This window comes from Kitasatospora sp. NPDC056800, assembly GCF_042789775.1.
Classification (GTDB): Bacteria; Actinomycetota; Actinomycetes; order Streptomycetales; family Streptomycetaceae; genus Kitasatospora.
The window spans coordinates 1-21,461 of the sequence record NZ_JBHUAL010000086.1; the positions used below are offsets into that span (position 1 = coordinate 1).

18 protein-coding genes and 1 tRNA gene are annotated in these 21,461 nt (G+C 75.1%); 8 read left to right on the forward strand and 11 right to left on the reverse strand.

From position 1 onward, the window contains the following. Window positions 1–260 precede the first annotated feature (260 nt). The 3 genes from snpA (at window position 261) to ACFRQN_RS19960 (ending at window position 4,006) form a co-directional block, all read left to right on the forward strand. Window positions 261–887 carry a snapalysin gene (gene snpA / locus ACFRQN_RS19950; RefSeq protein WP_049652228.1) on the forward strand — a complete coding sequence of 209 codons (627 nt, stop codon included), beginning with the start codon at window positions 261–263 and terminating at the stop codon, window positions 885–887. 194 nt (window positions 888–1,081) lie between these two features. After that, window positions 1,082–1,741 carry a pentapeptide repeat-containing protein gene (locus ACFRQN_RS19955; RefSeq protein ID WP_049652227.1) on the forward strand — a complete coding sequence of 220 codons (660 nt, stop codon included), beginning with the start codon at window positions 1,082–1,084 and terminating at the stop codon, window positions 1,739–1,741. 177 nt (window positions 1,742–1,918) lie between these two features. Beyond that, window positions 1,919–4,006, forward strand: coding sequence for a phosphocholine-specific phospholipase C (locus ACFRQN_RS19960; RefSeq protein ID WP_380741402.1), 2,088 nt, complete (start codon window positions 1,919–1,921; stop codon window positions 4,004–4,006). Window positions 4,007–4,067: 61 nt separating this feature from the next. Here ACFRQN_RS19960 and ACFRQN_RS19965 read toward each other — a convergent pair whose 3' ends face one another. Together ACFRQN_RS19965 and ACFRQN_RS19970 are read right to left on the reverse strand one after the other, a co-directional pair. After that, the gene (locus ACFRQN_RS19965) at window positions 4,068–4,712 is read right to left on the reverse strand and encodes a dihydrofolate reductase family protein (protein ID WP_380741403.1); all 645 of its coding nucleotides are present in this window, start codon (window positions 4,710–4,712) and stop codon (window positions 4,068–4,070) included. Window positions 4,713–4,840: 128 nt separating this feature from the next. After that, entirely contained in the window at window positions 4,841–5,647 is an 807-nt protein-coding gene (locus tag ACFRQN_RS19970) for a phosphoribosyl-dephospho-CoA transferase MdcG domain-containing protein (protein WP_117487882.1), read from the reverse strand. A gap of 184 nt (window positions 5,648–5,831) precedes the next feature. Between ACFRQN_RS19970 and ACFRQN_RS19975 the strand changes: the two genes are divergently transcribed. Continuing rightward, window positions 5,832–6,044: a hypothetical protein gene (locus ACFRQN_RS19975; RefSeq protein ID WP_380741404.1), complete on the forward strand. Its 213-nt coding sequence runs from the start codon at window positions 5,832–5,834 to the stop codon at window positions 6,042–6,044. A gap of 9 nt (window positions 6,045–6,053) precedes the next feature. Here ACFRQN_RS19975 and ACFRQN_RS19980 read toward each other — a convergent pair whose 3' ends face one another. Further along, entirely contained in the window at window positions 6,054–9,371 is a 3,318-nt protein-coding gene (locus ACFRQN_RS19980; protein ID WP_380741405.1) for a S41 family peptidase, read from the reverse strand. A 134-nt stretch (window positions 9,372–9,505) separates the two neighbouring features. On the opposite strand from ACFRQN_RS19980, the gene ACFRQN_RS19985 reads away from it, so the two are divergent. Continuing rightward, window positions 9,506–11,197: a chitinase gene (locus tag ACFRQN_RS19985; RefSeq protein ID WP_117487880.1), complete on the forward strand. Its 1,692-nt coding sequence runs from the start codon at window positions 9,506–9,508 to the stop codon at window positions 11,195–11,197. 94 nt (window positions 11,198–11,291) lie between these two features. After that, window positions 11,292–12,482, forward strand: a complete 1,191-nt coding sequence (locus tag ACFRQN_RS19990; RefSeq protein WP_380741406.1) for an MFS transporter — start codon at window positions 11,292–11,294, stop codon at window positions 12,480–12,482. 170 nt (window positions 12,483–12,652) lie between these two features. On the opposite strand, the gene ACFRQN_RS19995 is transcribed toward ACFRQN_RS19990, so the two are convergent. From ACFRQN_RS19995 to ACFRQN_RS20015, 5 genes are all read right to left on the reverse strand, one after another. Further along, window positions 12,653–13,282, reverse strand: coding sequence for a DJ-1/PfpI family protein (locus ACFRQN_RS19995; RefSeq protein WP_375874704.1), 630 nt, complete (start codon window positions 13,280–13,282; stop codon window positions 12,653–12,655). Beyond that, window positions 13,282–14,253: a GlxA family transcriptional regulator gene (locus ACFRQN_RS20000; protein ID WP_049651944.1), complete on the reverse strand. Its 972-nt coding sequence runs from the start codon at window positions 14,251–14,253 to the stop codon at window positions 13,282–13,284. Before ACFRQN_RS20000 ends, ACFRQN_RS19995 begins: the two co-directional genes overlap by 1 nt. A gap of 227 nt (window positions 14,254–14,480) precedes the next feature. Further along, window positions 14,481–14,554: transfer RNA gene (locus ACFRQN_RS20005), tRNA-Lys, on the reverse strand. Between the two features lie 68 nt (window positions 14,555–14,622). After that, the gene (locus ACFRQN_RS20010; RefSeq protein ID WP_049651953.1) at window positions 14,623–15,168 is read right to left on the reverse strand and encodes a bifunctional DNA primase/polymerase; all 546 of its coding nucleotides are present in this window, start codon (window positions 15,166–15,168) and stop codon (window positions 14,623–14,625) included. 184 nt (window positions 15,169–15,352) lie between these two features. Then, window positions 15,353–15,706, reverse strand: coding sequence for a hypothetical protein (locus ACFRQN_RS20015; protein WP_074005111.1), 354 nt, complete (start codon window positions 15,704–15,706; stop codon window positions 15,353–15,355). 290 nt (window positions 15,707–15,996) lie between these two features. Here ACFRQN_RS20015 and ACFRQN_RS20020 point away from each other — a divergent pair, with 290 nt between their 5' ends. After that, the gene (locus tag ACFRQN_RS20020; RefSeq protein ID WP_380741407.1) at window positions 15,997–16,323 is read left to right on the forward strand and encodes a hypothetical protein; all 327 of its coding nucleotides are present in this window, start codon (window positions 15,997–15,999) and stop codon (window positions 16,321–16,323) included. 24 nt (window positions 16,324–16,347) lie between these two features. Here ACFRQN_RS20020 and ACFRQN_RS20025 read toward each other — a convergent pair whose 3' ends face one another. Genes ACFRQN_RS20025 through ACFRQN_RS20035 form a run of 3 tightly spaced genes read right to left on the reverse strand, consistent with a single transcriptional unit; the run spans window position 16,348 to window position 20,533 of the window. Beyond that, window positions 16,348–17,709 carry an AAA family ATPase gene (locus ACFRQN_RS20025; RefSeq protein ID WP_074005112.1) on the reverse strand — a complete coding sequence of 454 codons (1,362 nt, stop codon included), beginning with the start codon at window positions 17,707–17,709 and terminating at the stop codon, window positions 16,348–16,350. Further along, window positions 17,709–19,307 carry a hypothetical protein gene (locus ACFRQN_RS20030; RefSeq protein ID WP_380741408.1) on the reverse strand — a complete coding sequence of 533 codons (1,599 nt, stop codon included), beginning with the start codon at window positions 19,305–19,307 and terminating at the stop codon, window positions 17,709–17,711. The genes ACFRQN_RS20025 and ACFRQN_RS20030 overlap by 1 nt, the downstream gene beginning before the upstream one ends. Continuing rightward, window positions 19,304–20,533, reverse strand: coding sequence for a hypothetical protein (locus ACFRQN_RS20035; RefSeq protein ID WP_380741409.1), 1,230 nt, complete (start codon window positions 20,531–20,533; stop codon window positions 19,304–19,306). Before ACFRQN_RS20035 ends, ACFRQN_RS20030 begins: the two co-directional genes overlap by 4 nt. A gap of 253 nt (window positions 20,534–20,786) precedes the next feature. Between ACFRQN_RS20035 and ACFRQN_RS20040 the strand changes: the two genes are divergently transcribed. Next, on the forward strand, window positions 20,787–21,443 hold the full coding sequence (locus ACFRQN_RS20040; protein WP_074005115.1) for a histidine phosphatase family protein: 657 nt from the start codon (window positions 20,787–20,789) through the stop codon (window positions 21,441–21,443). The last annotated feature ends 18 nt before the right edge of the window (window positions 21,444–21,461 follow it).

The following is a 21,461-nucleotide window of genomic DNA, read 5'->3' on the forward strand; positions in this document are numbered from 1 at the left end:
GCCCGCCACCCCGGGTACTTCCCCGGACCGGAGCCTAGCCGCCGCCGGAACGGAATGCCAGGGGCACGATTGAGTCAAGGCGAGGAAAAGACAGCTCAAATCGACTCCATAGCAGGGGTATTGAACGGTGCTATCGCGGGTTGGCATCATCCGCGCACGCGCCGGGTTGCCCGAAGCTCTGGGGACACCACCCGTTGACCAGGTGTTCCCCCCGGCCGGCCCCCAACCGGCCACGTCACCTCAGGAATCGGAGCCCCCACATGAAGCGATCCGTGCTGTCCGCCACCCTCGGCCTCGCCCTCGCGGCCGGCCTCGCCGTGCTGCCCACCACCGCCGCCGCGGCCGCGACGCCGACCGCCCCGGCCGTGCAGGGCTACACCGCCACGACGTACGCCGGTTCGGCCGCGGAGGCGGCGAACAACCAGGCCTTCTTCCAGGCCGTGATGGCCTCGGCCAAGGCCAAGCAGGCCGCCAACCCGGGCCTGGCGAGCGTCACCGTCACCTACGACGCCAGCTCCGCCCCCTCCTTCCGCAACCAGATATCCCAGGCCGCGCAGATCTGGAACGGCTCGGTCGCCAACGTCAAGCTGCAGTCCGGTTCGGCCGCCGACTTCCGCTACTACGAGGGCAACGACAGCCGCGGCTCCTACGCCAGCACCGACGGCCACGGGCGCGGCTACGTCTTCCTCGACTACCAGCAGAACCAGCAGTACAGCTCGGTGCGCGTGGTGGCGCACGAGACCGGCCACGTGCTCGGCCTGCCGGACCACTACTCCGGCCCGTGCAGCGAGCTGATGTCGGGTGGCGGCCCCGGCACCTCCTGCACCAACCCGTACCCGAACACCACCGAGCGCAGCCGCGTCAACTCGCTCTGGGCGCGCGGCTGACCCGGGCGCTGAACCCCGAGCAGTGAACCCCGGACGGTGAACCCCGGACCGGCCGCCTCGGCGCGGCCGGTCCGGGGCCTCGTCGGTTCCCGGGTGCGATCCGGTCCGGGGCCTCGTCGCTCCCCGGCGTTGTCGGTGCCGCGTGCGAGCATGCGGCCGAGACCCGTACGCCCCGACCGCCAGGAGCCATCGCCATGCCCCGTTCCGCCCCCGACCGGCTCGCCGACCTCCCGTACGCCGAGCTGCTGCGCCCGCACACCGGGCCGCTGCGCGCCGACGAGCGGTACGACACCGCGCACTTCGACGGCGGCGAGCACACCGACGAGTCGGGCGCCGGGGCGGCCTTCCTGGAGTGCGCCTTCACCGGTGTCGCGCTCAGCGGGGTCAAGCTGCGCCAGGCAAGGTTCAACGAGGTGTGGGTGCAGGCCGGCCGCTGGGTCGCCTGCGACCTGAGCGACTCCGAGTGGCAGGACAGCTCCTTCGTCGGCGGCGTGCTCGCCGGGGTCGCCGGGTACGGCTCGGCGCTGCGCCGGGTGGTGTTCCGGGGCTGCAAGCTGGAGGCGGTCAACCTGCGCTCGGCCGTCCTGCGGGACGTCGTCTTCGAGGACTGCCTGCTGCGCGACGTGGACTTCGGCGAGGCGAAGCTGACCGGGGTGTCCTTCCCCGGCTCCACGCTGGAGGAGGTCCGGCTGCGCGGCGCCACGCTGAGCCGGACGGACCTGCGGGGCGCCGTCCGGCTCGGTCTGGTCGACGGCCACCAGGGGCTGCGCGGGGCGGTCATCAGCTCGCTCCAACTGATGGAGCTGGCCCCCCAGTTCGCCCACGCGCTGGGGATCGAGGTCAAGGACCGCTGAGCACCTGAGCCCCTCCGCGCGTTCAGCCGGGCGTCGCTCGGTGACGCCCGGGCGAACAGTCCGCCAAACCTGCCGTCGGCACCTGGTGGGCCGGTCGGGCCGAGGTGGAGACTTCTCCGCGATCGATGGCCCCGACTTGTGCACACAACATCGCCAGCGAAGGGACGGACCGGTCTGATGGCCGAGTTGAGTCGTAGGAAGTTCGTCACGCTGTCCGGCGCCGCCGCGGCAGGCCTCGCCGTGGCCGGCACCGGAGCCGCGGGGCCCGCGGGCGCCGCCCAGGGAAGTGGCGCGGCTCCCGCTTCCACCGCCGCGCTCAGCGCGACCGGCACCATCACCGACGCCCGGCACGTGGTGATCCTGATGCAGGAGAACCGCAGCTTCGACCACTACTTCGGCACGCTGCGCGGCGTGCGCGGCTTCGCCGACCGCAGCGCCATCCAGATCTCCGGCGGCTACAGCGTCTTCAACCAGCCGAACGGCCTGCTCGCCCGCCAGTACCCGTGGCAGTTCAGCCAGACCAAGCCGGCCGGCGGAGCGGACCCGGAGCGCCTCGCCCAGTGCAACGGGGACCTCAGCCACGGATGGGGTGACCAGCACAAGGCCTGGAACGGCGGCAAGATGGACTCCTGGGTCGCCGCCAAGGGCAACGTCCGCACGCTCGGCTTCCTCACCCGCCAGGACATCCCGTTCCACTACGCCCTGGCCGAGAACTGGACCATCTGCGACGCCTACCACTGCTCCGTGCTCAGCGCGACCGGCCCCAACCGCACCTACCACTGGTCCGGCCAGATCGACCCGGCCGGCACCGCGGGCGGCCCGGCCTACGACGGCGGCGACGAGAAGGGCCTGCGCTGGCAGACCTACGCCGAGGCGCTGGAGAGCGCCGGCGTCAGCTGGAAGGTCTACCAGAACGCCGCCGACAACTACGGCGACAACGCCCTGGCGTACTTCACGAACTTCACGGGCGCCCAGGCCGGCAGCCCGCTGGCCGTCAAGGGCATGGGCTCGGTGCCCAAGGTCACCGGGCGGACCCCGGACGACATCGCCGCCGCCATCAAGGCCGACGTCCTGGCCGGGACGCTGCCGCAGGTGAGCTGGATCGTCCCCGACCAGGCCTCCTCCGAGCACCCGTACGCCACCCCGGTGGACGGCGCGCACTTCGTCCACATGGTGATCGACGCGCTCAACGCGGACCCGAACGTCTTCGACTCGTCCGTCCTGTTCATCAACTACGACGAGAACGACGGCTTCTTCGACCACGTCCCGCCGCCCGCCGCCCCGGCCGGCACCCCGGGCGAGTTCTACAACGGCACCAACATCGGCCTCGGCTTCCGCGTCCCGCTCATCGCCGTCTCGCCCTGGACCCGCGGCGGCTGGGTCAACTCCGAGACCTTCGACCACACCTCGGTGCTGCGCTTCCTGGAGACCTGGACCGCCGCCCTCGGCAAGCCCGCCACCTGCCCGAACATCAGCGACTGGCGCCGCCGCGTCTGCGGCGACCTCACCAGCGTGTTCGACTTCGCCAACCCGGTCTACGGCCTGCCCGCGCTGCCCGACACCTCGCAGACCATCGGCCTGTCCGCCTGCGGCCCGCTGCCCAACCCGGCCCCGGTGAACAACCAGCTCCCGGTGCAGGAGTCCGGCACCCGCCCGGCGCGCGCCCTGCCGTACCAGCCGAACGCCAACCTGGACCACCTGGAGTTCGGCTCCGGCGGGGTGATGAAGGTCTGGATCGCGATGGACAACGGGGGCGCCGCCGCCACCAAGTCCGCCCACTTCGCGGCCTACGCCAACGCCTACCGCGGCGGCGGTCCCTGGCAGTACACGGTGGACCCGGGCGGCAGCACCAGCGACTTCTTCAACTGCGGCACCAACTTCGGCGGCGGCCCGTACGACCTCACGGTGGTCGGCCCCAACCGCTTCCTGCGCCGCTTCAAGGGCGACGCGACGAAGGCGGGCAAGAACGCCGCCGTCACCGCCTCCTACGCGGTCGAGCCGGGCACCGGCAAGCTCGCGCTCTACTTCAAGCTCGCCAACTCCGGCAGCACCCCGATCACGTTCACGATCGCGTCCAACAACTACCGCACCGACGGCCCCTGGACGTACCAGGTCCCGGCCGGCGGCAGCGTCAGCGACTTCTTCAACGCCGTGGCGTACAGCAACGGCTGGTACGACTTCACCGTGACGGTGGATGCGGACAGCACCTGGTCCCAGCGCTTCACCGGCCACCTGGAGACGGGTGCGGCGAGCATCACCGGCTGACCGTCGTTCCCACCGCGCCGAACGGGGCCCCACTCCTCCGCCGAGAAGTGGGGCCACCGTGTCACCGCCGCCAGAACAGGTGGTGCGCCACGCCGCTCGGGCTGGGCACGACCTCCAGGTGGAACCGGTCGAGCAGCTCGTCGGGGGACTCCCAGAGCTTCAGCCCGGTGCCGAGTTCCAGCGGGGAGACCGCGATGTGCAGGGTGTCCACGAGGTCGGCGTCGAGGAACTGGCGGATGGTGGTGACCCCGCCGCCGAGGCGGACGTCCTTGCCGTCGGCGGCCTCCCGGGCCTGCTTGAGGACGGTGGCCGGGTCGCCGTCGACGAAGTGGAAGGTGGTGTCGGAGAGCGTGAACGAGGGCCGGGTGTGGTGGGTCATGACGAACACCGGCGTACGGAACGGGGGCTCGGCACCCCACCAGCCGAGCCACTCGTGGTCCTGCCACGGGCCGCGCTGGGGCCCGAACTTGTTGCGCCCCATGATCTCGGCGCCGATGTTGCGGTCGAAGTCCCGGGTGAAGTAGTCGTCCAGGCCCCGGCTGCCGCCGGGGTCGGTGCGCATCGGCCAGCTCGCGGTGGCCCCGGCCCAGGAGAAGAGCCGCTCGGGGCGGTCGAGGCCGAACGGCAGCTCGAAGCTCTGGTGCTCGCCGGCCGCGACGCCGTCAGCGGAGACGTTGAAGTTCATGACTCTGAGCAGTTGGTTCATGACTGGGGCTCCTGTCCCGTGATCGTGCGGCGGGGTGCCGCACACCGGGACGTCGGAGCGGACCCGGCGGGATTGACATCGGGCCCGGGATTCTTTCGAGGACTTCTCTCGGGGGTGGTCCGGGCCCGTCAGGCGAACGGGCCCCGGGGGAACCACGGGTCGTGGACCTCCCGGGGCCCGTCCGGGGTCAGCAGGGTGAGGCCGAGCGCGCCGGAGGCGTACTCGGCGAGCTGCACCGAGCCGTGCCGGGTCTCCAGCTCGGCCTGCACGGGCACCGGCAGCTTGGTCAGGGCCCGCCGCAGCTGCAGGGCGTCCCGCCGGCTGATCGGCTGCGGCGCGCGCAGCACCAGCCGCAGCGGGCTCATCGGCCCGGCCACCGGCACGCCGCTGCCCAGCTCGTAGCCGACCGCGCCGATCGGGCCCCAGGGCAGCCGGTGGTCCGCGACCAGCCGGCCGACCTCGGGCAGCAGGGCCAGGGCCGGGATGCCGGCGAGCCGTTCGGGGGCCAGGTGCCCGCGCCGGTCGGGGAGCTGTTCGGGCCGCAGGGTCCGGGCCACCGCCGCCCAGGGGGCCAGGGCGTCCAGCCGTTGGCCGGGGCGCGGGCCGCGCACGGTCACCGGGAACCACAGCTCGGGCGCGGCCTCCGGGTCGCGGGTGCAGCGCTGGGGGTGCGGCAGGTCCACCGGGTTGCCGACCACGGCGGGCGCCCGGCCGACCGTCACCCAGGGGTGCGCCCGCAGCACGGCCCGTGCCCAGTCCGGCAGTTCGCCGCCCGCGAGGGGCCGCAGCGAGCTGGGGCACTGCATCAGCAGCAGGTCGTGGGCGCCGGGCAGCCGGCCGTCCAGGGCGGCCAGCGGGCCGACCCGCCGGCGCGGTCCGTCGTGCTGGTCCTCGGCGGTGCGCCGGGCGGGGCTTCCGGGGTGTACGACGGTCACTGCGGGCTCCAGGGGGTGGCGTGGATGTCGCCGACGGCCACCACCCTCCGCCCGTCCGGCGGCTCCCGGCTACGGCCCTTGGGCGCGTTCACCAGGGACCAAAGGCTCAAGGTGCGCCCGTCCGTGCCCGGTGTGAGAGTGGGGGACAGCCCGGCATTCCGTCGTTCCCCCCGGAGGAGGAGCCATGGGCATCTTCGACAGGTTGTTCCACCGGCCGCAGCACGAGTCCGCCGGGCAGGAGTCCGCCCAGCGGGCCGCCCTCGCCCACGACGAGGCCGCCGACGCGTACGGCGACGACATCGAGCGCACCCGGGAGCAGCAGGAACGGCTCGCCCAGGAGGAGGCCGACCGGCGCGCCGCCGAGAACATGACCGCCGAGGGCGACCCCTGGGGCTGAGCCCGGACCTCAGGCCGTACGCGGCGGCAGCGGTGGGCGGCGCAGGTCCGGCCTGGGGGTGTCGGCGGACGGCGGCTCGGCGGCGGGGGCATCCTCCAGCAGCTCCAGGGCCAGCTGGACGGCGGCGACCAGCTCCGGGTGGCGTCCCCGGGCCCAGTCGCGCGGGGTGCGCAGCACGTGCACGTCCGGTTCGACACCCCGGTTCTCCACCGTCCAGCCGAGCCCGCCGCCGAACCAGGAGGCGTTCTTCGGCACCGAGATCTGGGTGCCGTCGCCGAGGGTGTGCCGTCCGCTCATCCCGACCACCCCGCCCCAGGTGCGGGCGCCGATCACCGGGCCGAGCCCGAGCAGCTTGATCGCCGCGATGATCACGTCGCCGTCGGAGCTGGTGGCCTCGTCGGCCAGCGCCACCAGCGGTCCGCGCGGTGCGTGCCGGGGCCAGCGGACCGGGCGGCGGTCCCGGGTGAAGTCCCAGGCCAGGACGTGCCGGGAGAGCTTCTCCAGGACGAGTTCGGAGACGTTGCCGCCGGCGTTGCCGCGGACGTCCAGGACCAGCGCGGGCTTGTCCAGTTCGCGCCGCAGGTCCCGGTTGAACTGCGCCCAGCCGGAGCCGCCGAGGTCCGGGATGTGCAGGTAGCCGCACCGTCCGTCGCTGAACTCGCGGACCAGGGAACGCCGTTTGGCCACCCAGTCCTGGTAGCGGATGGGCCGTTCGTCGACCAGCGGGGTGATCACGATCCGCCGCACCGGGCCGTCCGGGGCGCCGCGCAGGGCCAGTTCGAGCGTCGTGCCGCCGGTGCCGGCCAGCAGCGGCAGCGGTCCGCGCAGCGGGTCCACCGGGCGGCCGCCGACCTCCAGGAACTCGTCGCCGTCCCGCACGCCCTGGGCGGCGAGCGGGGCGCGGGCGCGCGGGTCGGAGGTCTCGCCGGGCAGCACCCGGTCGACCAGCCAGCGGCCGTCGGGGGAGCGGTGGGCGTTGGCGCCGAGCAGGCCGAGCGGCTGCTGGGCGAGCACCGGGCCCTCGGCGCGCCGGGAGGGGGTGACGTAGGCGTGCGAGGTGCCGAGTTCGCCGAGGAGTTCGCGCAGCAGGTCGGCGAAGTCGTCGGGGGAGCAGACCCGGTCCAGCAGCGGCTCGTACTGGGCGACCAGCGCGGGCCAGTCCAGGCCGGACATCCGCTCGTCCCAGAACTGGTCCCGGACGATCCGGGCCGCCTCGTGGTAGGCCTGGCGCCACTCGGCGGCCGGGTGCACGGTGTGGGTGATCCGGCGCAGGTCGACGGTGGTGCCGGCGGCGGGGGCGGCGACCGGGACCACCCGCAGCGTCCCGGCCGAGTACACCGCGATCGAGCCGCCGTCCCCGGAGACCGCGTAGCCGTCCAGTTTGTCGACCAGCGTGCTGCGGGTGCCCCGGGCCAGGTCGAAGTGCTCCAGCGAGGGGCGCCCCGAGGTGTCCTCCGGGCTGGCGAAGGTCTGCCCGAGGGTGCCGGAGATCGGCCAGCGCAGCCAGACCAGGCCGCCGCGCACCGCGTCGGTGGCCGAGTACTTGGAGGCGATCACCGGGAACTGGAGCAGCCGCTCGCCGATGCCCTCCGGGTCGACCCGGACGGTGCCGTCGCCGCCGTCGCCGTGCGCGGCGCCGTCCTCGGGCGGGGCGGTGAACGGTGAGGGGGTGTCGGCGGCGAGCGGGACGAGGTACGGGCGGCAGCCGACCGGGAAGGAGAGGTCGCCGGTGTGCACGTCGTGGACCGGGTCGAAGCCGCGCCAGGACAGGAAGGCCAGGTAGCGGCCGTCCCGGGTGAACACCGGCTGCTCGTCCTCGAACCGGCCGTCGGTGACGTCGGTGGTCGCCGCGGAGGCGTCGGCGCGGGTGAGCCGGATGCGGCGCAGCGAGCGCCCGGCGACCGGCTCGGACCAGGCGGTCCAGTGCGAGTCGGGGGAGAAGCGGGCGCCGGTGACCGGCCCGTAGCCGGAGGCGGCCAGTTCGCGCACCCCGCCGTCGGCGGCGGAGACCAGCAGCAGCCGCCCGTCCGAGGTGGTGGCGGCGAGCCGGCTGCCGTCGGGGGAGGCGGTGAGCTCCAGGACGCGGCCGATCCGCCCGGCGGCGAGCACCCGGTGGCGGTGCTGCTCCGAGCGGGGGTGCCCCGGCAGCGGCACCACCTCGATCGCGTCGGCGCCTTCGGCGTCGGTGACCCAGGCCGCCTCGCCGGTGTGCCCGAGCACCACCGGCAGCCGGGTGCGCACCCCGGGGGTGTCGGCGAGCGCCCGGGCCGGGCCGTCCTTGTGGGTGAGCCAGTACTGGCTGCCGCGCACGGTGACCACCCCGGCCCGGCCGGTCTGGTCGCAGGCGAGGTCCTTGACCTGGCCGGCGGCGCTGACCTGGTACGGGCGGCGGCCGGCCCGGGCGCCGCCGAGCGGGACGTGCAGCCGGCGCGGGGCGGGGGCGGCCAGGTCGTCCAGCAGCCAGAGGTCGCCGGCGTGCTGGTAGACGATCCGGGTGCCGTCGGTGGCGGCCTCGCGGGCGTAGTAGGAGGCGTGGTCGGTGTGCCGGCGCAGGTCGGTGCCGTCCGGGCGGCAGGAGTAGACGTTGCCGATGCCCTCGTGGTCGGAGAGGAAGGCGATCCGGTCGCCGAGCGGGCCGCCGACCGGCATCGGTGCGGCGAGGTGCCCGGTGTGCCCGGGCAGGATCCGGTCGCCGTCCACCCAGAGCCGGCCGGTGGCGCCGCCCCGGTAGCGCTTCCAGGCGGCCGGCCCGTGCGGGGCGGCGCCGGTGAGCAGTACGGTCCGCTCGCGGCTCATCTGGGCGTCGCCGACCGGCCCCCAGGGCATCCGGCGGCCGGGGGAGCCGTCCGGCGGCAGGGCGTGCGCCCAGGTGTAGTGGCCGAAGGGCTCGTGGTAGGAGGTGACGGCCAGCACCTCGCCGTCCGGCAGCCAGCCGCGCACCCGGGTGTCCTGGCTGCCCCAGAAGCTGAGCCGGTCCGCCGGGCCGCCCTCGACCGGGGCGGTCCACACCTCGGGGGTCAGGGCGAGCCAGCTGGTCCAGGCGAGGGTGGTGCCGTCGGGGGAGAAGCGGGGGTGGCTGACCCGGGTGCGGTCGCAGCCGACCCGCCAGGCCCGGCCGGTGCCGCCGCCGTCGGCGTCCAGCGGGGCGATCCAGACGTCGTCCTCGGCGGTGAAGGTGAGCAGGCCGCCGTGCAGGTGGGGGTGGCGGAGGTAGCCGGGCGGGGTCACGCCTCCATCCTTCGACGGGGTGTCACCTCCGGCAACCGGAGGCAACCGGGGGTGGCCGGGCGCCGGTGGGCCGGGGCCGCCCGAACCGGTCTGGACCATTGACACCTCCCGGCCGGATCCACTTCAGTGGTCTAGTCCAACTTGGGTGCCAGGCCGGGCCGTTCCCCCACTGGCCCGTGCTCCGGCGTGCCCTCGGACGTCCCCCACGACCGCGCCATCGCAGGAGCACCCGCATGCGCAGAACCCTTCCCGGACAACGCCGTGCCACCATCGCGGCCGGCACCGCCTCCGCCGTCGCCGCGGCCACGCTGGTCGGCGTCACACTCGGCCTGGCGCCCACCGCCTCGGCCGGCGAGTTCCTGGTCAACGGCGGCTTCGAGTCCGGCTCGCTCGGCCCCTGGAGCTGCTCCGGCAACTCCGGCAGCGTCGTCACCAGCCCGGTGCACGGCGGCAGTCGAGCGCTCGCCGCGGCCGCCACGGCCGGCGACACCGCCCAGTGCGGCCAGACCGTCACCGTCGCCCCGAACACCACCTACACGCTCAGCGCCTACGTCAACGGCTCGTACGTCTACCTGGGCGTGGACGGCGGCGGCCCGAGCACCTGGACCCCGGGCACCGGCGGCTCGTACCAGAAGCTCAGCCTCAGCTTCACCACCGGCGCCACCCAGACCAGCGCCACCGTCTACACCCACGGCTGGTACGGCCAGGGCACCTACTACGCGGACGACATCTCGCTGGACGGGCCGGGCGCGCCCAGCCCGACGCCCACGCCGACGCCCACCGGGACGGCCTCGCCGACCGCCTCGCCGACCGCGACCCCGACGGGCACCCCGACCGGGACGCCCACCGGCACCCCGACCGGCACGCCCACGGGCACCCCCACGGGGACGCCCACCAGCCCGCCCGCCGGCAGCCACGCCCTGGTCGGCTACCTGCACGCCAGCTTCGCCAACGGCGCCGGCTACACCCGGATGGCCGACGTCCCGAACTCCTGGGACTTCATCAACCTGTCCTTCGGCGAGCCCACCTCCGTCACCTCCGGCGACATCCGCTTCAACCGCTGCCCGGCCACCGAGTGCCCGACCGTCGAGTCGGACGACGAGTTCAAGGCCGCCATCGCCGCCAAGCGGGCCCAGGGCAAGAAGGTGCTGATCTCGATCGGCGGCCAGAACGGCCAGGTCCAGCTGACCAGCACCGCCGCCCGGGACACCTTCGTCAGCTCGGTCTCGGCGATCATCGACAAGTGGGGCCTGGACGGCCTGGACATCGACTTCGAGGGCCACTCGCTCTCCCTCAACACCGGTGACACCGACTTCAGGAACCCGACCAGCCCGGTCATCGTCAACCTGATCTCCGCGGTGAAGACCCTCAAGGCCAAGTACGGCCCGGGCTTCGTGCTGACCATGGCGCCGGAGACCTTCTTCGTCCAACTCGGCTACCAGTACTACGGATCCGGCCCCTGGGGCGGCCAGGACCCGCGCGCCGGGGCGTACCTGCCGGTCATCCACGCGCTGCGCGACGACCTCACCCTGCTGCACGTCCAGGACTACAACTCCGGCTCCATCATGGGCCTGGACAACCAGTACCACTCGATGGGCGGCGCCGACTTCCACGTCGCGATGACCGACATGCTGCTCAAGGGCTTCCCCGTGGCGGGCAACGCGAACAACGTGTTCCCGGCGCTGCCCGCCTCCAAGGTCGCCATCGGCATGCCGGCCACCACCAACGCGGGCAACGGCTACGTCGCCCCGGCCGAGGTGAACAAGGCGCTCGACTGCCTCACCAAGCTGGCCAACTGCGGGACCTACGTGCCGCGTTCGGGCGCGCAGCCGAACCTGCGCGGGCTGATGACCTGGTCGATCAACTGGGACCGGTTCGGCGGCCAGGAGTTCTCCAAGAACTTCAACGGCTACTTCGGCCGCTGAGCAGCCGAGTCCCGGGCCGGCTGATCAGCTGATCCGGCCGCCCGCGGGACCGTGCTTGAACCTGACACCGGTGTGAGGTCCAAGCATGGTCCCCATGGCGACCACACAGCTCACCACCCCGGTACCCCCCAAGCCCTTCCCGCTCCCCGCCCTGCTCGCCCTGGCCACCGCCGTCTTCGTCACCGGTCTCACCGAGAACCTGCCCGCCGGGGTGCTGCCCGGGATGAGCGAGGCGCTCGGGGTCAGCGAGTCCGCGGCCGGGCAGACCGTCACCGTCTACGCGATCGGCTCCGCCGTCACCGCGATCCCGCTCAGCGCGGCCACCGCCGGCTGGGGCCGCAAGCGGCTGCTGCTCACCGCGATGGCGGGCTTCGCGGTGGCCAACACCGTCACCGCGGTCTCCACCAACTACCCGCTCACGCTGGCCGCCCGCTTCCTCGCGGGCGTCGCGGCCGGCCTCGCCTGGGCCCTGCTGGCGGGGTACGCGCGCCGGCTGGTGCCGGTCGACCAGCAGGGCCGGGCCATGGCGGTGGCGATGGCGGGCGTGCCCGTCGCGCTGTCGCTGGGAGTGCCGGTCGGCACCTTCCTCGGGCAGGTGCTCGCCTGGTGGGTGCCCTTCCTGGCCATGACGGCACTGGCGGTCGCCGTGATCGGCTGGATCGCGGCGCTGCTGCCGGACCAGCCCGGGCAGCCGGCCGGCGAGCGCGTTCCGGTCCGGGACGCGCTCACCGTGCCCGGCGTCCGGCCGGTGCTCACCGTGACGGTGCTCTGGGTGCTCGCGCACACCATCCTGTTCACCTACATCGCGCCCTTCCTGGACCGGGCCGGCCTCGGCGGCGCCACCGGCACCGTGCTGCTGGTCTTCGGGCTGGCCTCGCTGGCGAGCGTCTGGCTGGTCGGCGCCCACATCCACCGCCGGCTGCGGTGGCTGACGATCGGCGGCGCGCTGCTGGTCGCCGTGACCGCGGCCGTCCTCGCGGTGGCGTCCGGCGGCACGCCGCTGGTGTACGCCGCGGCGCTGTTCTGGGGCCTCGGCTGGGGCGGCGCCCCGACCCTGCTCCAGACCGCCCTCGGCGACGCGGGCGGGGAGCGGGCGGACGCCGCCCAGGCCGTCCTGGTGACCCTGTGGAACGCCGCGATGGCGGGCGGCGGCGTGCTCGGCGGCCTGGTCCTGAGCGGCCTGGGCACCGGCGCCCTGCCCTGGACGGTGCTCGCGCTGATGCTCCCCGTCCTCGCGGTGGCCGCCGCCGCCCGCCGGCACGCCTTCCCGTCGGTGCGGAGTTAGGGCGTGTCTTCAAACTCCCGTCGTTCGCCCGGAGGGCGGGCGGGGCGGCGTTGGGGTGCGTGCATCGCAAGGCGGAGGAGGGAGCCACTGCGGAGCATTGGCGACCGACGACAACGCGGCGAGGTGCGTGCCCCGGCGTCGCCCCGCAGACGCGAGTTTGAAGACAGGCCCTAGGCCCGCATCAGCCGGTTCACCTCCTCGACCACCTCGGGGGACGCCTTCGCGAGCGCGCCGGAGTCGTACGGCGGCTGGGGGTCGTACTCGATCAGCAGCTGGATCGCCTGGGCGACGGTGTCCCCGGCGATCCGGCCGGCCAGCGTCAGCGCGAGGTCGATCCCGGCCGAGACCCCGGCGGCGATGGCGTACTTGCCGTCGATGACGACCCGCTCCGTCCCGGTCGGCTCCGCCCCGTACCCGGGCAGCCGGTCCAGGACGCCCCAGTGGGAGGTGGCCCGGCGGCCCTCCAGCAGCCCGGCGGCGCCCAGGATCAGCGAGCCGGAGCAGACCGAGGTGGTCCAGGTGGTGGTCGCGTCGATCCGGCGCACCCAGTCGAGCACGGCCCGGTCCTTCAGCTGGGCCTCCGTCCCGGGCCCGCCGGGCACCAGCAGCAGGTCGGCCGAGTCCACCTCGTCCAGGGCGGCGTCCGCGGTGAGCGCCAGGCTGTGCACGTCGTTGCGGACCGGCCCCCGTTCGGCGGCGGCGAACACCACCTCGGCGCCGGGGAGCCGGGACAGCACCTCGTACGGGCCGACCGCGTCCAGGGTGGTGAACTCGGGGTAGAGCAGGATGGCGATGCGCATCAGTGACCTCCAGTGGGTTCGGGTCGGAAGCGGCGTCGGTACTCGGCGGGCGGGGCGGCCAGGGCCCGGACGAAGGCGCGCCGCATCGCCTCCGGGGTGCCGTAGCCGCAGGAGCGCGCGATCTCCTCGATGCCGTGGTCGGTGTCCTCCAGCAGCCGCCGGGCGGCCTCCAGCCGGACCCCGTCCACGTACCGGCCCGGGGTCACCCCCACCTCGGCGGCGAAGGCCCGGGCGAAGTGCCGCGGCGACAGCGCCGACCGGTCGGCCAGCGCCTCGACCGAGAGGTCGGCCTCCGGGTGCTCGGCGATCCACCGCTGCACCTCGCGCAGCGGCTGCCGGGCCGCCACCTGGGCGGCCAGCTGGGTGCTGAACTGGGCCTGGTTGCCCGGCCGGCGCAGGAAGACCACCAGGTGGCGGGCGACCAGCAGGGCCGTCTCGCGCCCGAGGTCCTCCTCGACCAGGGCCAGTGCCAGGTCGATGCCAGCGGTGACCCCGGCCGAGGTGGCGATCCGCCCGTCCCGGACGTGGATCGGGTCCGGGTCCACCTCGACGTCCGGGAACCGCCGGGCCAGCTCCTCGCCGTAGGCCCAGTGGGTGGTCGCCCGGCGCCCGGCCAGCAGCCCGGCCTCGGCGAGCAGGAAGGCCCCGGTGCACACCGACACCACCCGCTCGGCCGCTCCGGCCAGCTCCCGGATCCGCTCCACCAGGGCCGGGTCCGGGCGCCCGGTGTCCATCCCGCCGGGAACCAGCAGGGTGTCCACCGGCCCGACCCCGGCCAGGTCCGCGTCCGGCAGCAGCCGCAGTCCGCTGTGGCTGCGCACCGGCCCGCCGCCGGGGGAGGCGGTGGTGACCCGGTAGGCCGCGGGCTGCCCGGCGGCCCGGCCCGCCCCCGCGAACACCTCCAGGGGGCCGGTCACATCGAGGCTCTGCACGCCCTCGAAGAGGACGATGACCACGCTGTGCGCTCTCATACGGCCAGCCTCCCAACGGGGAGCGGTGGCAGCAATGACCTGCTTCCCACCTTTCCTGCCATCCGGCGCGTGCGGGAGCGAGGGCGGGGGCGCGTGCGGCGGCGCGGGAGCGGAGGGGCGCGCGGGCGGACGGCGGGACCCGTACGGGCGTACGGCGGAAACCGCGCGGGCGTACGCCGAAACGCCGGAAGGCCCCCCGCTCTCGCGAAGGGCCTTCCGGCTGTCTGTGCGCCGCCAGGGACTCGAACCCCGGACCCGCTGATTAAGAGTCAGCTGCTCTAACCAACTGAGCTAGCGGCGCCTGCTGACAGAGAAGACTCTAGCAGCGCCGTGCGGCCGAGCCAAAATCGAATAACGGCCGCCCCGCGTTCACCCCCCGGTCACGACGGCCGCCCCGGCGGGAACCGGCGCGCCCGGCTCGCGCGCCGCCCGGACGCAGGCCCACAGCACCACGGCAGCGCCGGGCAGCCGGGGGTCGCGCCGCTCCGGCGCGACGATCCACCGGCCGGCGCCCTGCCCGGGGGAGTCCGGGCTGTTCACCATCCGCTGCAGGGGCGGCACGGTCACCGCGTCGCCCTTGCCGTGGCACAGCAGCGGCGGTACGTCCCGGGCCCACTCCTCCCAGGCCAGCAGCCGGCGCAGCCGGGGCGCCGCGCCCGGCTGGACGAACAGCAGCAGCCGCCCCCGGTGGACGGCCACCGGCCCGCAGCCCGGCCCGGACGCCCACAGCTCGTCCAGCACCCGGCGGCCGAACAGCGCCGGCATGCTGATCACGTCGAAGGCGCGCCCGCAGGGCAGTACCGAGGGCGCCCAGGGGCGGCTCTCCCACAGGGCGCGCATGCTGCGCGGGTACTCGCTGGCGGAGGCGAGCCAGGCCTCCCCGGCCGCGCCGACGCACTCCACCGACGGGTGCATCACCGACGGGTACGACACCGACTGCTGTGTCACCGATTGCTGCGTCCAGATCTCCACGGAGAGCAGCCTGTGCGGCGCACGCCCCCGGTGCGACGGAAAGCGCGGTTCGCCGGACAGCGCGGCGGGGGACGGCGTACCCTTCCCCGCCGCGCATATGCCAGGGGCCCGTGTCGGCCGCGGGCGCTCAGTCCTCGTGCCGGCGCGGCTGGAGCAGGGTGCGGCCGTACTCGATCATCTTCGCGGCGTAGTCCGGGGTCCAGTCCGCCCGCCGGGCGACCTCGGCGTCGGACAGCGCGTCGAACCGGCGCGGGTCGGCGAGCTGCGCGGCGGCGACCGCCTGGAAGTCCGTGGCCCGCTCGGCGGCGGCCCGGAAGGCCAGGGCCAGCTCCGTGGAGCGGCGCAGCAGCTCCGCCGGGTCCTCGATCGACTCCAGGTCGAAGAATCGTTCCGGCTCGGGTTCGGCGGACTGCGGCTCGAACAGCAGCTGTACCGGACGCAGGCGCCTGGTGGGCTCGGACGACTCTGGGGAGTCGGGCATGGACGGACACCTCCGGGTTTCGGGTGGGGGTGGGGGAAATCTGCTCCGGGCTGCGCCGCCCGGTCGTGGCCGCCGTCCATTGTCTCGCGGCGGGGGCCCGTAGCGGAACGGTGCGCACGCGAGCGCTATTCCCCGGCGCACGCCGGGCGCGCGACTCGTGCGCCGCGCTTCCGGATCGCATGCGAACCGGTTGTCCGGGTGCGCCCGGTGCACCCGGTGCGCCCGGGCTGCCCGACGAAGCCGAGGCAGCCGACGAAGCCGATGAAGCCGACGAACCGGAGAGAACCCCCATGCGTGTGAGAAGAGGCCTGACGGCCCTCGCCCTGTCCGTCCTGTCCCTGCTGGGCGCCCTGCTCACGGTCGCCGCCTCCGTCGCCCCGCCCGCCGCGGCCGCCGAGACGGCGCTGGTGGTCACCGGGGAGCCGAGCGCCCCCGGCGGCGCCTCGACGGCGACCTGCCCGGCCGGCACCCACCTGACCGGCGGCGGCTACCGGCTCCAGCCCGACGCGGACGGTCCGGTGCGCGCCGACGGCCCCACCGCCGACGCGCGCGGCTGGAGCGCGCAGGCGGAGCGGGGGTCGGTGGTGGCCTACGCCGTCTGCGAGACCGAGGACTGACCCCGGCGGCCGGCCGGACGGGCCTCAGCGCAGGTGGACCCGGTGGCGGCTCAGGTGCTCCAGCACCTCGTGGTTGGCCTCCCAGCCGTCCGGAAAGGCCACCGGGACGCCCAGCTGCACCGGCTCGGTCGCGGGGTGCTCGTCCAGCAGCTCGGCGATCCCGGCCCGGGCCACCACGATGCAGGCGTGCCGGTGCCGGGAGGCGAGCACGCAGAGCCGGCCGGTCTCCAGGTGGAAGGCGGTCGCGTCGGGGCGCCCGGAGAGCGGGTGCAGCACCACGGTGACGTCGTACTCGCGGCCCTGCAGGCGGTTGGCGGTGTCCACCGTGACGGCCGGACCGGCCGCGCCGTCCACCGGCACGCCCGCCTTGAGCAGGGCCGCGCGCACGGCCGCCGCCTGGTCCCGGTGGGCGGTGCCGACGGCGACCCGGTCCGCGGTGAGCGGGGCCTCGCCCTGCTCGGAGTGGGCGGTCAGGCCCCGCTCCAGCAGTCGGCGGACGGTGGCCGCGACGGCCGCCACGGCCTGCGGGTCGGTCCGTACGGTGTGCCGGGCGGGCAGTTCCAGCAGGGCCCAGCCGTGCTCGGCGGCCCGGTCGATCACCGCGTCCAGCGCCGAGCCGTCCGGGCGGACGGCGGCCGTCAGCCGGCGGTCGTCCGGGCCGGTGCCGGAGCGGAACGGCGTGTACGGGTAGAAGGCCCGCGAGATCAGCGGCGCGGCGCTGGCGGGCAGCCGCCAGGAGACCGGCAGCCGGTGCGGCTCGATCTCCGGGTTGTGCGCCAGCATGGTGACCACCGCGCTGCCGGACGGGTCGTACGACAGCCCGGCCCACTGCTCGGTGCCGACCACGGTGAACGGGTCCAGCTGGCCCGGGTCGCCGACGAACAGCGCCCGCTCGAACAGCCGGGCCACCGCGAGCAGGGCGTCCGAGCGCATCTGGTACGCCTCGTCGACGATCGCGTGCCGCCAGGGCGCCTCCGTCCGCACCCACTGCCACTTGGCCGAGGTGGAGATCACCACGTCGTGCTCGACCAGGTCGGCGACCTTGTCGGAGGGCGTGACGTTGGCGTGCTTCAGCACCTCCGGGCCGGGCCGGGAGTCCGCGGCGTGCAGCCGGCCGATCGTCAACTCCGGTGCCTTCTCGGCCAGTCGGCCCACCAGGTCGTCCACCTGGCCGTTGGTCTGGGCGACGATCATCAGCCGCTCGCCGGCGCCGACCAGCTCGCGGGCGGCCCGCACCACGAGCGTCGACTTCCCGGCACCGGGCGGGGAGTCCACCACCACGCCGCGCGGGGCGCCGGCCGGCGGACGGACGGTGGCCGCCAGGATCCGGGCCACCGCGGCGTCGGCGGCCGCGCCCGGGGCCTGCTCGGGGATCGAAGTGGTCATCACTCCCACTCCTCGGAGACGGACGGGGCGGGTACGGGCGCGGCGCCGGGCGGGCCGCCGTGGGTCCAGGGGGTGTCGTCCGGCTCGGGCAGCGGCGCGGACTGGCGCACCGTCAGCTCGAACAGGGTGAAGGTGACCGGCTCGCCGGGCTCGGGCAGGCTGCCCGGCTCCGGCTCCTTCCTGCGGCCCATGCCGGAGAGCACCCGCAGGGTGAGGGTGCCCTCGGCGGTGTCCACCGCGACGATCTCGGCCTTCTGCGGGCTCGGGCCGTGCACCCGGTGCACCTCCCGGCCGAGGTCCGCGTGCGGGCGGTCGGCGGTGCGCAGGGTGACCAGCGGGCGCGGCTTGGGGGAGCGGCCGGTGGTGTCCCAGTCCGGCACCACCTCCGTCACCACGCCGCTGAACGCCTCGCCGGACAGCCGGTGCTCGGCCATCGCCAGCGGGTCGTCCAGCGCCTCCTGGACGTCCAGGCGGGCCTGCTCGCGCTCGCGCTGGGCGAGCTTGCGGGCGGCGGTGACGGCGTCGTCCTGCCGGGGCTGCGGCGGCTCGCCGGCCGCCAGCCGGTCCCGGTGGCTGGTGTAGGACCAGCGGTCGCCCGTCCAGCGCTCCGCCAGGTGACCGGCCGGCGGCAGGGCGCGCAGCAGGTCCAGGCCCTGCCAGACGTCCCGCCAGGTGGGCAGCAGGACCGACGCCAGCGCCTCCTCCAGCGCCGTCACCGCCGCCCGCACGGCCGCCCGGGCGCGCGCGGCGGCGGCCTCGTCGCGCTGCTCGGCGCTGTGCTGCAGGGCGCCCACGGCGGAGTCGTAGCGGGTGATCGCCGGGGCCAGCACGAACTCGTCGAAGCGCGGGTCGGTGGCCGGGCCGGCCGGCGGGTGCAGCAGCTGCCCCCGGTCGTCCCGGGCGGACTCGGCCAGCTCGGCCGCCCGCCCGCCGGTCAGGCCGTCCGGCGGGCGGTGCCAGGCGAGCCGGGCCGCCAGGTGCTGGTCCTCCAGGTGGCTCTGGCCGGTCGCCCAGTGCCGGGCGAGCAGGCCGGTCATCGGCAGCAGCAGCGAGGAGCCGGGCACCTGGGCGCGGTCGGTGAGGTGGGTCAGCCAGCGGCCGAGCAGCGGCACCCGGACCGGCGCCGGGTACGGGCCCGGCTCCTCGTCCTCGGCGGTGCGGCGGAAGCGGGTCGAGCGGCCGATCAGGGCCAGGTGGTGCACGCCCGCGCCGTTCGGCACCACCAGCTGCGGGGCGTCCGCGCACAGCTCGCGGAACACCTGGGTCTTCTCGCCGGTCTCCGGGTCCTTCTCGGAGCCCTCGATCTGCTCGACGTCCTCGGCGAAGGACTCCAGGTAGGGCAGCAGGTCGGCGGCCAGCTCGGCCAGGAAGTCGAACCGCAGGGTGCGGTTGAGCGGCTGCGGCACCAGGTGCAGCCGGGGCGCGTCCCGGTCGGTGCCGAGCATCACCGCGAGCGGCGCGCCGGACTCGCCGGCGGCCGTCAGCGGGACCAGCACCATCGGGCGGTCGGACAGGTGCCGGTGCCGGACAGTGGCCAGCGGCTCGGCCCGGCCGCTGCGGACGGCCTCCAGCCGGGCGAGGGTGGTGAGCAGGCTCATGCGCGAGCCCCTTGGTTTTCCGCCCCCACGGCGCCGGCGCCCAGGGCTTCGGCGCGCAGGGCGGCCGCGTAGGCCAGGCGCTCGGCGGCGTCGTCCGCGCCGTCCAGGTCCTCGCTCTTGGTGCCGGCGGCGGCCAGCGCCTCGGCGACCGTACGGATGCTGCCCAGCTCGCCGCGCACGCCCCGGCCGAGCTGCTCGACCCGGTCGTCGCAGCGGGCCCGGGCGCGGCAGTGGAAGCCGAGTTCGCAGGTGGAGAGGCAGTCCGGGCTGTAGGCGGCGGGCACCGCCTCGACCGAGGCGGCCAGCTGTTCGGTGGTCCGGGCCGGCGCGCCGTCCTCGTCGGCGGCCAGGTCGAAGTCGGCGTCCGCCGGCAGCGCCGCCAGCAGCCGGCCGATGCCGGTCATCCGGCCCAGCTGGCGGCGGGTGGTGGCCAGTTCGCGGCGGACGTCCACGGCGACCGCGGTCGGCCGGTTGCCGAAGTCCTTCGGGCAGACCAGCAGCACGCTGGTGCGCGGGCTGCCCGGCAGCCGCTGCTCGGTGTACGGGTCCTCGGCGAGCGGCCGCCCGGCCGCCGCGGCGGCGAGCCGCTGGAGCGCCAGCACGTACACGGCGGCCTGCCGGGCGGCGGCGCCCACCTTGGCCGGGTCGGCGCCGCCGTCCAGCACCGGGAAGGACTTGATCTCGACCACCGTGCACCGCCCGCCGTGCACCACCAGCGCGTCCGGCTCCAGGTAGGCGGTGCTGCCGGCCACCCCCAGGCGCAGCATCGGGTGGTCCAGCAGCGTCCAGGCCTCCGGGTCGGCGGCGGCCAGGGCCAGCGCCTCGGCCGTCCGGTCGGCGCGCACGGCCGGGCCCGAGCGGTGCAGCAGGTCCGGCACCAGGAGCGGGGCGTGGCCGTCCGCCGGGAGGCCCAGGTGGTGGCGGAGCGGCTCCAGCAGCGGGGCGTAGCCGTCGGCCTTCAGCCGGGACTCGAAGATCACGCCGCGGGCGATGGCGAAGGGGGACTGGCCGAAGGGGGCCGGGCGGCCGAGCCGGGCCGCCAGCACCGACTTGTCCACCCCGGCCGCGTCGAGCACGGCGCGGCGGTGGCAGCCCGGGTTGGCGGCCAGCGCGGCGAGGGAGCGGGCGTTCAGACTGCGCTGCGGGGCCGGTCCGCGCAGCTCCGCGAGCCGCTGGGCGAGCGGCTCAGCGGGCCCGCGCGGCGGGACGTTCGTCGAGACGTTCATGGTGCGGCCCAGTGTCGCATCCGGGTCCGACAACGCGGTGCGGACCGGCCGTTGGAGAGGCGGTCCGCGGCCGGAACCGGCCGTCCGCCGCCCCCGGTCCGCAGCCGGAACCGGACACCTGCCGCCCCCGGTCCCGCGGCCGCCGGGACGGGCCCCTCGATCGTGGTCGCCGCCCGGGTGGGGGATCATGGAGCCCGGTGCTCAATGGTGAGACCGACCGACCGTTGCCACCGCCCCGTCGCTAGGAGTCCCCATGCCCGCCCGCATCGTGCTGGTCCGCCACGGCGAGACCGAGTGGTCCGCCACCGGCCGCCACACCGGCCGCACCGACATCCCGCTGACCGAGGAGGGCCGGGCGATGGCCCGGGCCCTCGGCGCCCGCCTCGCCAAGGCCCCCTGGAACGGGCTGCCGGACGCGCTCGTCTACACCAGCCCGCTCGGCCGGGCCAAGGAGACCTGCGAGCTGGCCGGCTTCGGCGACCGCGCGGTGGAGCGTCCGGAGCTGATGGAGTGGGACTACGGCCGGTACGAGGGCCGCACCGGCGCGGACATCCGCTCCAGTGACCAGCCCGGCTGGCTGATCTGGCGCGACGGGGTGCCCGGCGGCGAGAAGCTCTCCGAGGTGGCCGCCCGGGTGGACGCCTTCCTGGCGGGCCTCAACGAGGAGCACGGCGTCCCCGCCCCGGACACCACCGTGATGCACTGCGCCGACCGGGACGTGATCCTGTTCGCCCACGGCCACCTGCTGCGCATCCTCACCGCCCGCTGGCTGGGCCTGCCGCCCGAGTACGCCCAGCGGTTCAAGCTCGGTACGGCCGCGCTGTGCGTGCTGTCCTGGGAGTACGGAGCCCCGGCGGTGGAGGTCTGGAACGACCTGTCCCACCTGGAGGGCCTGGCCGCCGGGCACTGAGCCGGCTGTGCCGGGCGG